Here is a 13099-nt window from a genome sequence, read left to right on the forward strand (position 1 = left end):
TATCGCCGGCAAGAGGAGCTGCTGCGCATGGCCGAATACGATTACGACCTCTTCACCATCGGCGCCGGTTCAGGCGGGGTCCGTGCGAGCCGCGTTGCTGCCGCGCATGGCGCGAAGGTAGCGGTTGCCGAGGAATATCGCGTCGGCGGAACCTGTGTGATCCGCGGCTGCGTGCCCAAGAAAATGCTCGTCTACGGATCGATGTTCGCCGAGGAGCTGGCCCATGCGGGCAATTTCGGCTGGACTATCGAAGGCACCAGCTTCGACTGGGCGAGCTTGCGCGATTTCGTCAATCGCGACGTTGACCGGCTGGAGGGCCTCTACGGCCAGACGCTGTCGAACCACCATGTCGAAATCTTTGCCGAGCGCGCCACCATCACCGGGCCGCATTCGGTGCGGCTGGCGAGCGGGCGCGAAGTCACCGCGAAGCATATCCTGATCGCGACCGGCGCATGGCCGGCGACGCCCGAATTCCCCGGCGTCGAGCATTGCATCAGCTCGAACGAAATGTTCCATCTGGATGAGCAACCGCACTGCCTGATGGTGGTCGGCGGGGGCTATATCGCGATGGAATTTGCGGGCATCTTCAACGCGCTCGGCAGCGAAGTCACCGTGGTCAACCGCACCGACCGCATCCTGCGTTCCTATGACGAGCAGATCGTCGACCGCATGCTCCACATCGCGATGGGGCGCGGGATCGATTTTCGCATGCACAGCCAGATCAAGCGGGTCGACAAGGCGGATGACGGCTGCCTGCTGGTCGATCTCGGCGGCACCTATCCGGTCAAGGTCGACCAGGTGCTGATTGCCACCGGCCGCACTCCCAACACCGAGGGACTGGGGCTGGAGAATGCGGGCGTCGAACTGGGCGAGGGCGGTGCGATCAAGGTCGACGAATACAACCGCACCAGCTGCGCCAGCATCTATGCGGTGGGCGATGTGACCGACCGTGTGCAGCTGACCCCGGTCGCGATCCGCGAAGGCCATGCCTTTGCCGACACGGTGTTTGGCGGCAAGCCGCGCACGATCGACTATTCCTCCATTCCCAGCGCGGTGTTCAGCCAGCCGCCGCTAGCGGGTGTGGGCCTGACCGAGCGCGAGGCGCGCAAGACCTATGGCGATGTGAAGGTCTACACATCGGATTTCCGCCCGATGAAGAACATCTTCTCGTCCCACCCCGAGCGCGGGCTCTACAAGATGATCGTCGAGGCGACGTCCGAGAAGATTTTGGGCATCCACATGATCGGGCCCGAAGCGCCGGAAATCCTGCAAGTGGCGGCAGTTGCGGTGAAGGCTGGCCTCACCAAGCAGGCCTTCGACGACACGGTCGCGCTGCATCCCTCGATGGCCGAGGAACTCGTCCTGCTCAAATAGCGCGCTGCGTCAGGCGAAGCGTGCGGGCGAAAGCGCCGCGTGCTCGACGTCTGCCGCGCGCAATTCTTCGGGCCAGTCGAGCCCGCAGGCCAGCGCTTCGGCAGCCATCGCCATGGCGGGCGAGGTTTGCAGTCCAAAGCCGCCTTGCCCGGCCAGCCAGAAGAAGCCGCGGGCGGTGCGATCGAAACCCGCCACGGGGCGCCGGTCGGGCGCGAAGCTGCGCAGGCCCGCCCATTTGCTGGCGATGCGGCGGATTTCCAGCGTGGTGGCTTCCTCGACGCGCCAGGCGGCGAGGGCAACATCCTCTTCCTCGGGCTGCGCATCGCAGGGATCGGAGAGATGCTCGTCCATCGGCGAGGCGAGCAGCCGCCCGCGGCCTTCCGGCTCGATGTAGAAACCGGGATCGACCGTCTTGGTGAAGGGCCAGCCCGAAACGTCGAGTTCCGGCGGCATGTCGAAGGTGATCACCGTGCGGCGCAGCGGCCGGATGCCGAGCGGTGCGACGCCGCCGAGCGTCGCGACAGGATCGGCCCAGGCACCTGCCGCATTGAGCACCACGCGCGCGGAATAGCTTTGCCCCGGCGTGTCGGCGATCCAGCGCTCGCCATCGCGGCGCAAAGCCGTGACCGGGGCGTCGAGCGCCACTTCGCCGCCAGCCTCGCGCAGCGTGCGGCGATGTCCCTCCAGCATGGCATGCGCGTCGAGCTTGCGGCCGTTTTCATCGAGCAATGCGCCGATCACGCCGCCGCTGCCTTCCTTGAGGATCGGCACCAGTTCGCGCGCCTGCTGCGGATCGAGCCGCCTGATCCCCGGCGCCCAGACGCGATAATTCGCCTCGACCCGGTCGAGTGCGGCTTCCTGCCCTTCGAGCGCGAGGAACAGCGCCGGATGACGCCGCGCCGCAGGCTCTTCGAGCAGCGGCATGCTGACCGCTGTGAGCGCGCGCACGATCGGATCGTCCATGTCGAAATGGGCGAATGCGGCACTGCGGCCCGAAGCATGGACGCCGGGCGCGCTTTCGGCTTCGCAGACCGCCACTTTGCCATGGCGCGCCAACCGCGCCGCAGCCGAAAGGCCCGCGATCCCTGCGCCAATCACGAGGAAATCAACTTGCCGCACTCACAAATCCTTCAACGCGTTGCCAAACTTCATCCGCTCGCATAGCCTGCACCGATTGGGGGAGGTGAGCGAGATGGCGAACACCGTACTCGTAACTGGCGGCACCGGCTATATCGGCGGCGAGGTAATCGACCAGCTTTTATTGAATGGATACAGTGTTCATACGACGGTTAGGGACCGCGCCAAGAGCGAGCTCCGGCTGCGCTCGCGATGGCCCGATGCGGGCGATCGGCTCAAGGTGTTCCAGGCCGATCTGATGGGCGATGCCGGCTGGGCCGAAGCCAATGAGGGATGCGACGCGGTGGCGCATGTCGCCTCACCATTCCCGCTCGATGTACCCCGGCACAAGGACGAACTCGTCATCCCTGCGCGCGAAGGGACGCTGCGCGCTCTGCGCTTTGCCACTGCGGCGGGCGTGACGCGCTTCGTGCAGACCAGTTCGGCGGCGGCGATCGCATATGGGCATCCCGAAAAGGACCATTTCGACCATACCGACTGGACCAATCTCGCGGCTGGCGTGCCGCCCTATATCGAATCGAAGACCGTGGCCGAGCGTGCCGCACGCGCATGGGTGGAGGCGAACGCGCCCGAACTGGTGTTCTGTTCGGTCAATCCGGTGGCGGTGTTCGGCCCGGTCTATGACAACGATCTTTCGACCAGCGTCGAACTGGTGAAGAAAGTGGTCGACGGATCGATCCCGCTCGCGCCCAACATGGGCATTTGCGTGACCGACGTGCGCGACGTGGCCAGGGCGCATGTGCTCGCGATCGAAGCCCCGGCGGAGGATGTACGGGGCGAGCGTTTCCCCACGTCGCAGAAATTCATGTGGATCCGCGAGATGGCCGATGCGGTGCGCGCGCGCGTGCCCGAATATGCCGCCAAGGTGCCCACGCGCCCGATGCCCGACTGGATGGTCAAATTCCTTGCGTTGTTCATGCCCGAGATGCGCCAGATCAAGGGCGAGCTCGGCAATGTGCGCGACGTTTCTGGCAGGCATACCGAAGAAGTGCTGGGCTTCACCTTCATCCCCGCAGAGCAGACGCTCGAGGACACGGTGCGAAGCCTTGTGAAACACGGGATTGTGAAGGCCTGATGCGGCTGGCGGGCAAAAAGGTCCTCCTGACGGGAGGCAGCGCGGGCATCGGGCGCGAAATCGCGCGGCAGTTGCGGACCAAGGGCGCGCAGGTGGCCATCACGGGGCGCGACAAGGCGCGGCTCGACGCGATGCGCGACGAGGGCTTTGAAGCGATCGAGGCCGATTTGTCGAATGCGCATGGGGTCGATGCGCTGATCGCCGACCTGGGCACACGCGAGATCGATATATTGATCAACAATGCCGGGCAGGGCGTCGATCACGATTTCCGCGTGTCATTGCCCGATCCCGATGCGGTGGACGCCTGCATCTACGCCAATCTCGATGCGCCGATCCGGCTGATCACCGCCCTTGTGCCGATGCTGGGGCGGCGGCCCGAAGCGGCGATCGTCAACGTCACCAGCGGCCTCGCCATCGCGCCGCGCGCGGGCAGCCCGGTCTATTGCGCCACAAAGGCTGGGTTGCGCAGCTATACCATGGCACTGCGCGCGCAGTTGGCTGACACCAATATCCTCGTGGTCGAGGCGCTGCCGCCGGTGGTCGACACGCAGATGACCGCGCGGCTCAACGGGAACAAGATGCCGCCGCAGGAATGCGCGGCGCAGATCGTCGATGCGATCGAAAGCGACAGCCCGGAAGCGAATGTGGGGCAGGTCAAGCTGCTGCGATGGGCCTATTCGCTATCGCCAGCGCTCGCGCGGCGGATGATGCTGCGTTTTTGATACGTTGACGCTGGGGCTTTTCCGTCGCTAGGCGGAATGCGCATTGGCCATCAGGGAGAGCGCATGTCCGCCAATATCGCCGAAATGGAACGTCGCCGCGCCGCCGCAAAGCTTGGCGGGGGGCAGAAGCGGGTCGACGCGCAGCATGCCAAGGGCAAGCTGACCGCGCGTGAGCGGCTGGAAGTGCTGCTCGACGAAGGTAGTTTCGAAGAGCTCGACGCCTATGTCGAGCATGACTGCAACGATTTCGGGATGCAGGACCAGAAGATTCCGGGTGACGGCGTCGTCACCGGATCGGGCACGATCAACGGCCGGCTGGTCTATGTCTTCAGCCAGGATTTCACCGTTTTCGGCGGCTCGCTGTCGAAGCGCCACGCGGAAAAGATCTGCAAGGTGATGGAAAGCGCGATGAAATATGGCGCGCCTGTCATCGGCCTCAACGATTCGGGTGGCGCTCGCATCCAGGAAGGCGTCGCCTCGCTCGGCGGTTACGCCGACGTGTTCCAGCGCAATGTGCTGGCATCGGGCGTGGTTCCGCAGATCAGCCTGATCATGGGGCCGTGTGCGGGCGGGGCGGTCTATTCTCCGGCGATGACCGACTTCATCTTCATGGTGAAGGACAGCTCCTATATGTTCGTCACCGGCCCCGATGTGGTCAAGACCGTCACCAATGAAGTCGTAACGCAGGAAGAGCTGGGCGGGGCGATCACGCATACCACCAAGACCTCTGTCGCCGACGTCGCTTTCGAGAACGACATCGAGGCGCTGCTCGCGACCCGCCAGTTCTTCGATTACCTGCCGCTGTCGAACCGCGAGGCCGTGCCCGAGCGGCCGACCAGCGACGCGTGGGACCGCGAGGAAATGAGCCTCGACACGCTCATCCCCGACAATGCCAACCAGCCTTACGACATGCATGAAGTGATCCGTAAGACGCTGGACGAAGGCGATTTCTTCGAAGTCCAGCCCGCCCATGCGGCCAATATCATCTGCGGCTTCGGCCGCGTCGAAGGCCGCACCGTGGGCGTGGTGGCGAACCAGCCGACAGTGCTGGCGGGCGTGCTCGACATCAACTCGTCCAAGAAGGCCGCGCGCTTCGTGCGCTTCTGCGATGCCTTCGAAATCCCGATCCTGACTTTCGTCGATGTGCCCGGCTTCCTTCCCGGCACCGCGCAGGAGCATAATGGCATCATCAAGCACGGCGCCAAGCTGCTGTTCGCCTATGCCGAGGCGACCGTGCCCAAGATCACCGTGATCACCCGCAAGGCCTATGGCGGCGCCTATGACGTGATGGCGTCAAAGCATTTGCGCGGCGACCTCAACTATGCCTGGCCCACTGCCGAAATCGCAGTGATGGGCGCCAAGGGCGCGGTGGAGATCATATTCCGCAGCGAAAAGGACGATCCGGAAAAGATCGCCGAGCGGACGAAGGAATATGAAGACCGCTTCGCCAACCCCTTCGTGGCGGCGCAGCGCGGCTATATCGACGAAGTGATCTATCCGCATGCGACCCGCCGCCGGATCGCACTGGGCCTCAGGAAGCTGCGCAACAAGCAGCTCGAGAACCCGTGGAAGAAGCACGACAATATTCCGCTGTGAGATTATTCGATGATGCCAGAATTCCCCTGGGGAAGGAGAAAAATAGTCTCGCAAAAAGCTGGGCATTCTTCGTTCTTTGGACGGTGGTTGTGGTCTACGGCCTTTCCGATGGGAAGGTTAAGGTCAAGGGAACTCCCATTGAAGTCTCATATGAAAGTGACCCGTCCAGTTTCGTGTTTTGGTGTGTGTGCATGGGGCTTGTCGAAGTAATCGCAATTCTCAACGTCATCGTTGCGACAACCATCTTTGTAAGAAGACGACACGTGAACGAGTTCGAGAATCAGCCATGAAGGTATAGATCGATGAAACTCAGACGCATGAACGAAAGCCGTCACCCTGAACTTGTTTCAGGGTCCATTTTTCGATTGGCAATGTTGGGGCTGGCTGAGGAATGGATGCTGAAACAAGTTCAGCATGACGAAACTACGGGAGTCAGCCTATGAAACTCGGACGCATGAATCACCTTGGCTATGCCGTGCCCAGCATCGAAGCGGCCATTGCGCATTATCGCGATGTCATGGGCGCGACCGATATCGAGGAGCCTTTCGACCTGCCCGAACAGGGCGTGAAGGTCTGTTTCGTCAATACGCCCACGGATTCGGGGATGAACGGCACGCAGATCGAGCTGATCGAACCGTTCGACGCCACTTCGCCGATCAACAATTTCCTCGAAAAGAACCCGCAGGGCGGGCAGCACCACGTGTGTTTCGAAGTGCCCGATATCGCTACGGCGCGCGCCGAATTCGAGGCCATGGGCAAGCGCATACTGGGCCCCACGCGCATCGGCGCGCACGGCACTCCTATCTTTTTCGTCCATCCCAAGGACATGCAGGGCATGCTTACCGAGATCATGGAAACGCCCAAAGACCACCATTGAGTCGAAGGCCCGTTCGCCCTGAGCATGTCGAAGGGTTTGATCGAACGGGCCGTTCATGCTTCGACAGGCTCAGCACGAACGGAGTAGAATATGTCCTACGAAACCATTCTCGTCGAACGCGACGGCCCGCTGCTCACCATCACGCTCAACCGGCCCGACCGGCTCAACGCCATGCCGCCGCACATGGCGGACGAGCTTGGCGCGGCCTTCTATGACCTTGGCGATGCGCGCGCGGTGCTGATCACCGGCGCGGGCAAGGGCTTCTGCTCGGGCGCGGACCTCGCGGCGCGGGGCGAGCGCAGCGAGCTCGAAACGAAGGGCGGCAGCCACCGCGCCCTGCAGAACCATTACAATCCGGCGGTGAGCCAGGTGCTGCGCGCGCCGGTGCCGGTCATCACCGCGGTCAATGGCCCCGCAGCTGGGGTTGGCTGTTCCCTTGCCCTCGCTGGAGACTTTGTCCTTGCCGGACGCTCTGCGTATTTCCTCCAGGCCTTCGTTAACATCGGCCTTGTGCCCGATGGCGGCTCGACCTGGCTGCTCGCCCGTGCGATCGGCCGCGCCAATGCCACCCGCATGATGATGCTGGGCGAGAAAATCGGCGCCGAACAGGCCGAGCAATGGGGCCTGATCTACAAGGCGGTGGATGACGATGCGCTGTTGAGCGAAGCGCGCGCGCTGGCGGAAAAGCTCGCGAACGGGCCGACGCTTGCCTATGCCACGATGAAGCGCAATATCGCGACCGCGCTTGACGGTACGCTGCCCGAGGTGTTCCTTGCCGAAGCCGAAGGCCAGCGGATCGCCGGGGCGAGCGCGGATGCGATGGAAGGCGGCATGGCTTTCCTCCAGAAGCGCAAGGCTGAATTCAAGGGCAAGTAATATGGCGGATATCGAAGACTGGAAGGCTCTGGCCGACAAGGAGGTCAAGGGTCGCGACCTCACCTGGCACACGCCCGAGGGCTTCGATATCAAGCCGCTCTATACGTCCGAGGATGCGGGCGAAGAGCCCGGCCTGCCGGGCTTCGCGCCTTTCACGCGCGGGGTGAAGGCGTCGATGTATGCCGGACGGCCATGGACGATCCGGCAATATGCGGGCTTCTCGACCGCCGAGGAATCGAACGCCTTCTATCGCCGCAACCTTGCCGCAGGGCAGAAGGGGCTTTCGGTCGCGTTCGACCTTGCCACGCATCGTGGCTATGATTCCGACCACCCGCGAGTGGTGGGCGATGTCGGCAAGGCGGGGGTCGCGATCGACACCGTCCGCGACATGGAAATCCTGTTCGACCAGATCCCGCTCGACCAGATGTCGGTCAGCATGACCATGAACGGCGCGGTGATCCCGGTGCTGGCCTTCTTCATCGTCGCGGCAGAGCGGCAGGGCGTTTCGCAGGACAAGCTCGACGGGACCATCCAGAACGACATCCTGAAGGAGTTCATGGTCCGCAACACCTATATCTATCCGCCTGAGCCGAGCATGCGGATCGTTTCGGACATCATCGCATATACTTCGCGCAACATGCCGAAATTCAACTCTATTTCGATCTCTGGCTATCACATGCACGAGGCCGGGGCGACTGCGGTGCAGGAACTTGCCTTCACCATTGCCGACGGCAAGGAATATGCCCAGCGCGCCATGGCGGCGGGGCTCGATATCGATGCCTTCGCCGGGCGGCTTTCGTTCTTCTTCGGCATCGGCATGAATTTCTTCATGGAGATCGCCAAGCTGCGCGCCGCGCGCACGCTGTGGTATCGCGTGATGGACGGCCTTGGCGCGAAGCAGGAACGCAGCAAGATGCTGCGCACGCACTGCCAGACGTCCGGTGTCTCGCTGCAGGAGCAGGATCCCTACAACAATGTGATCCGCACCACGGTGGAAGCCATGGCCGCGACGCTGGGCGGCACGCAGTCGCTCCACACCAACGCGCTCGATGAAGCCATCGCGCTCCCGACCGATTTCAGCGCCCGCATCGCCCGCAACACCCAGCTGGTGCTGCAGGAGGAAAGCGGCATCTGCAACGTCGTCGATCCGCTGGGCGGCAGCTATTACATCGAGGCGCTCACCGCCAAGCTGGTGGAAGAGGCCGAGAAGCTGATGGCCGAGGTCGACGCGGTGGGCGGGATGACCGCCTATGTTGGCACCGGCAAGCCCAAGGCCGCGATCGAAGAGGCCGCCGCGCACAAGCAGGCCAGCGTCGACAAGGGCGAAACCGTGATCGTGGGCGTGAACAAATATCGCCTCGCCAAGGAAGAGCATCTCGAAACGCTCGAGGTCGACAACCACGCCGTGCGCGAGGCGCAGATCGCGCGGATCAGGGCAGTGAAGGACGCGCGCGACGAGGCCGCCTGCCAGGCTGCGCTCAAGGCGCTGACCGAGGCTGCTGCCGCCAGCCCGAACGCGCAAAGCGAGGCGCTGCGCACCGGGCGCGACGAGCGCGGCATTCCGCTGCCGCCCTCGGTGCTGGCCGAGATGGAGCGCCAGGCTGACGTCAACCTGCTGGCCCGCGCAGTCGAGGCGGCGCGCCATGATGCGACGCTCGGCGAAATTTCGGCGGCGATGGAGGCGGCCTTTGGTCGCTATGACACCATGCCGCGCCCGGTGAAGGGGGTCTATTCCGCTGCCTATGCCGAGGATGCGCGCTACCAGCAGGTGACGCGCGGCGTTGAAGCGGTCGAGAACCGGCTTGGTCGCAAGCCGCGCATCCTTATCGCCAAGATGGGGCAGGACGGGCACGATCGCGGCGCTAACGTGATCGCCTCCGCCTTTGCCGACATGGGTTTCGACGTGATCGCCGGGCCTCTGTTCCAGACGCCGAAGGAAACCGCGGCGCTGGCGCTGCAAAAGCAAGTGGACGTGGTGGGCGCATCCAGCCTTGCCGCCGGTCACAAGACGCTGATCCCCGAGCTCATCAATTTGCTGCGTGATGCCGGGCGGCCCGATATCAAGGTGACCGCAGGCGGCGTGATCCCGCCGCAGGACTATGATTTCCTGCGCGAAAAGGGCGTGCAGGGCATCTATGGCCCCGGTTCGAACGTGGTCGAATGCGCGGCGGATATCCTGCGCCTGCTTGGTCACAATATGCCGCCTGCGGGCGAGGAAGTGAGCGAGGCGGCGGAGTGAGTCGCTCCGACGCACCTGTCGTTTTGATACAATAGCTTCCAGGCGGGGTCGCTAGTTTCCCCTTCCATCGGGTCGCATTTCCCAACAGGGGGGAACGACCTATGCGTAAAGCACTAATGGCAGCCGCCGCCTTTGCATTAGCAACCACGATGGGGGCGTCGCCTGCTCTCGCCGATCACCACGAAGCTGGCGAAATCGAACGGCAGAATGTCGATTGGTACCAAGTCACGATGACCAAGTTCAAGCCCGGCAAGATCGGCCGCGCGCGTGAGATCATCAACGACTATTTCGACAAGGCGCTGACGACGGCCGGGATCGAGGCCAAGGCGATCCACGTCAATATCGGCGATTACGACCAGATCACATTCTGGCCGATGAAGGCCGGGCCGGACCAGATGAGCTGGCGGCGCAATCCGGAATTCGCCAAGGCATGGGATGCGCTGAAGGAACTCACCGGCAGCGAGGAAAAGCGCCAGGAACTGGTCGACGAGTTCGACTCGCTGATCGCTTATGAGAAGGAAATGCTGGCCCATATCGACCGCCCCGAAGCGGAGTAGCGCCTAGCCGAAATTGACTAGCTTGATACAGGCCTTCGAGGTGGGCATAGGCGTCAGACGTCATTGCGACCTTCGGAGGCCCGTTTGTTTTCCAAGATACTGATTGCCAATCGCGGCGAAATCGCATGCCGGGTCATCAAGACCGCGCGCCGCATGGGTATCCAGACCGTGGCGGTCTATTCCGATGCCGATGCCCGCGCGCCGTTCGTAAAAATGGCGGACGAGGCGGTGCATATCGGCCCGTCGCCCGCTTCCGAAAGCTACCTCATCGCGGACAAGATCATCGCTGCCTGCAAGCAGACCGGCGCCGAAGCGGTCCATCCTGGTTATGGCTTCCTGTCCGAACGCGCCAGCTTCGTCGAAGCGCTTGAGAAGGAAGGCATCGCCTTCATCGGCCCGCCGGTGAACGCGATCGGCGCGATGGGCGACAAGATCGAAAGCAAGAAGCTGGCGAAGCAAGCCGGCGTCAACGTCGTGCCCGGCTATGTCGGCGAAATCGACGACACCGAACATGCGGTGAAGATCGCAAATGACATCGGCTATCCGGTGATGATGAAGGCCAGCGCCGGGGGCGGGGGCAAGGGCATGCGGCTCGCCTATAATGAAAAGGACGTGCGCGAAGGCTTCGAAAGCGTGAAGCGCGAAGGCCTCAACTCCTTCGGCGACGACCGCGTTTTCATCGAGAAATTCATCCTCGACCCGCGCCATATCGAAATCCAGATCCTTGGCGACAAGCACGGCAACGTGCTCTACCTCAACGAACGCGAATGCAGCATCCAGCGCCGCCACCAGAAGGTGGTGGAGGAAGCGCCTTCGCCTTTCGTCACACCCAAGATGCGCAAGGCGATGGGCGAGCAATGCGTCGCACTGGCGCAGGCGGTGGGATATCACTCTGCGGGCACGGTCGAACTGATCGTGAGCGGCGCCGACAAGACCGGCGAGAGCTTCTACTTCCTCGAAATGAACACGCGCCTGCAGGTCGAGCATCCGGTGACCGAGGCGATCACCGGGATCGACCTTGTCGAGCAGATGATCCGCGTTGCCGCGGGCGAGAAGCTGGGTTTCACGCAGGACGACATCGGCATCGACGGCTGGGCCATCGAAAACCGCGTCTATGCCGAAGACCCCTATCGCGGCTTCCTGCCTTCGACCGGGCGCCTGGTCGAATACAAGCCGCCGCTCGAAGGCTGGACTGATGACGGCAGCGCAAACGGCCGCCGCGGGGTGGACGGCGTTCGCGTGGACGATGGCGTCTACGAAGGCGGCGAAGTCAGCATGTTCTATGACCCGATGATCGCCAAGCTGGTCACTTGGGGCAAGACCCGCGACGAAGCGGCGGATCTGCAGATCCAGGCGCTCGATGCCTTCCGCATCAAGGGGCTGGGGCACAATGTCGATTTCCTCAGCGCCATCATGCAGCATCCGCGCTTCCGCTCGGGCGAGCTGACCACTGGCTTCATCGCCGAGGAATACCCTGACGGGTTCGAAGGCGCGGCAGCGTCCGAAGAATTGCTGCGCGCTCTGGCAGCGATCGGCGGCGTGCTTGCTACGGCCGATGCCGACCGTGCGCGCCATATCGACCAGCAACTGGCCGACGACGACCTCGCCGCACCGGGCGACTGGGCGGTCAAGATCGGCGACACCGAATACACCGTCGTGCTCGAGGAAGAGGCGATTACCGTCGATGGCGAGCCGGTCGAACTGAGCTTAGACTATACGCCGGGCGAAACGATGGTCGATATCGAGCTCGATGGCGAGGCACTGACGATCCAGCTCGCACCGACCCGCACCGGCTATGCCGTGACGACGCGCGGTGCGACGCACCAGTTGCGCGTGCTGCCCGCCCGCATCGCGCATCTGGCGCGGCACATGCTCGAAAAAATCCCGCCGGACCTTTCGAAGCTGCTGATTTGCCCGATGCCGGGGCTGCTGGTGAAGCTGCATGTGGCCGAGGGCGAGGAAGTCCAGCCGGGCCAGCCGCTCGCCACGGTCGAAGCGATGAAGATGGAAAACATCCTTCGCGCCGAGAAGCAGGCGGTAGTGGCAAAGATCAACGCCGCCGAAGGCGACAGCCTGGCAGTCGACGCGATCATCCTGGAACTCGAATAGTGCACCTTTCGCACGATCCCGATGCACCGGCGGCGGAGGAGATCGCATTCGGCGATTTCCTCAAGGTCGATATCCGCATCGGCACGATCGTGGCGGCAGAGGAATTTCCCGAGGCGGGCAAGCCGTCCTACCGGCTGCGGATCGACTTCGGCCCGGCGATCGGCGAGAAGAAGAGCTGCGCCCAGATCGCGGCCAATTACCACATCGACGAGCTGGTCGGGCGGCAAGTGGCGGCAGTGGTGAACTTCCCGCCGCGCCAGATCGGCCCCGCCATGTCCGAAGTGCTGACGCTGGGCTTTGCCGACAAGGCGGGCGAAGTGGTGCTGTTCGCGCCAGACGTGAAGGTGCCGAACGGCTCGCGCCTGTTCTAGCCGCAGCCAGCGCACTTGAGAAACGATCGTTGCGGCGATCTAACATGCCGTCACCTATTGCACCTGTTTCTGGCTCGAGAAATTAAATTACCAAGTCACGCATCGGATGTATTCGAAAGGGCGAATGCGTCAGAATCATGGTAAACTCGCTGGCAATTTCCTGTGT

The 13099-nt window shown here is 63.1% G+C and carries 12 protein-coding genes; 11 read left to right on the top strand and 1 reads right to left on the bottom strand.

The features are described 5' to 3' along the window. The first annotated feature begins 27 nt into the window (after positions 1-27). The gene (gene gorA, locus ACUJ47_RS02240; RefSeq protein ID WP_445536840.1) at positions 28-1374 is read left to right on the top strand and encodes a glutathione-disulfide reductase; all 1347 of its coding nucleotides are present in this window, start codon (positions 28-30) and stop codon (positions 1372-1374) included. Between the two features lie 9 nt (positions 1375-1383). Here the strand turns inward: gorA and ACUJ47_RS02245 are convergent, their stop codons facing one another. Continuing rightward, positions 1384-2493, bottom strand: a complete 1110-nt coding sequence (locus tag ACUJ47_RS02245; protein ID WP_445536841.1) for an NAD(P)/FAD-dependent oxidoreductase — start codon at positions 2491-2493, stop codon at positions 1384-1386. Positions 2494-2566: 73 nt separating this feature from the next. Between ACUJ47_RS02245 and ACUJ47_RS02250 the strand changes: the two genes are divergently transcribed. The 10 genes from ACUJ47_RS02250 (at position 2567) to ACUJ47_RS02295 (ending at position 12933) form a co-directional block, all read left to right on the top strand. Next, positions 2567-3586: an NAD-dependent epimerase/dehydratase family protein gene (locus tag ACUJ47_RS02250; RefSeq protein WP_445536842.1), complete on the top strand. Its 1020-nt coding sequence runs from the start codon at positions 2567-2569 to the stop codon at positions 3584-3586. Next, positions 3586-4308, top strand: a complete 723-nt coding sequence (locus tag ACUJ47_RS02255; protein WP_445536843.1) for an SDR family oxidoreductase — start codon at positions 3586-3588, stop codon at positions 4306-4308. The genes ACUJ47_RS02250 and ACUJ47_RS02255 overlap by 1 nt, the downstream gene beginning before the upstream one ends. A gap of 63 nt (positions 4309-4371) precedes the next feature. Next, positions 4372-5904: an acyl-CoA carboxylase subunit beta gene (locus tag ACUJ47_RS02260; protein WP_445536844.1), complete on the top strand. Its 1533-nt coding sequence runs from the start codon at positions 4372-4374 to the stop codon at positions 5902-5904. Next, positions 5901-6194 (top strand): hypothetical protein, encoded by a 294-nt coding sequence (locus ACUJ47_RS02265; protein ID WP_445536845.1) that lies wholly within the window; start codon positions 5901-5903, stop codon positions 6192-6194. Before ACUJ47_RS02260 ends, ACUJ47_RS02265 begins: the two co-directional genes overlap by 4 nt. A 149-nt stretch (positions 6195-6343) precedes the next feature. Then, the gene (gene mce / locus ACUJ47_RS02270) at positions 6344-6781 is read left to right on the top strand and encodes a methylmalonyl-CoA epimerase (RefSeq protein ID WP_445536846.1); all 438 of its coding nucleotides are present in this window, start codon (positions 6344-6346) and stop codon (positions 6779-6781) included. A gap of 90 nt (positions 6782-6871) precedes the next feature. Then, positions 6872-7657, top strand: coding sequence for an enoyl-CoA hydratase-related protein (locus ACUJ47_RS02275; protein WP_445536847.1), 786 nt, complete (start codon positions 6872-6874; stop codon positions 7655-7657). 1 nt (position 7658) lies between these two features. Then, entirely contained in the window at positions 7659-9896 is a 2238-nt protein-coding gene (scpA, locus tag ACUJ47_RS02280) for a methylmalonyl-CoA mutase (protein WP_445536848.1), read from the top strand. A gap of 101 nt (positions 9897-9997) precedes the next feature. Beyond that, positions 9998-10453 carry a hypothetical protein gene (locus ACUJ47_RS02285; protein ID WP_445536849.1) on the top strand — a complete coding sequence of 152 codons (456 nt, stop codon included), beginning with the start codon at positions 9998-10000 and terminating at the stop codon, positions 10451-10453. Positions 10454-10537: 84 nt separating this feature from the next. Beyond that, the gene (locus tag ACUJ47_RS02290) at positions 10538-12562 is read left to right on the top strand and encodes an ATP-binding protein (protein ID WP_445536850.1); all 2025 of its coding nucleotides are present in this window, start codon (positions 10538-10540) and stop codon (positions 12560-12562) included. Next, positions 12562-12933, top strand: coding sequence for a tRNA-binding protein (locus ACUJ47_RS02295; protein WP_445536851.1), 372 nt, complete (start codon positions 12562-12564; stop codon positions 12931-12933). The genes ACUJ47_RS02290 and ACUJ47_RS02295 overlap by 1 nt, the downstream gene beginning before the upstream one ends. The last annotated feature ends 166 nt before the right edge of the window (positions 12934-13099 follow it).

Source organism: Altererythrobacter sp. Z27, assembly GCF_052683155.1.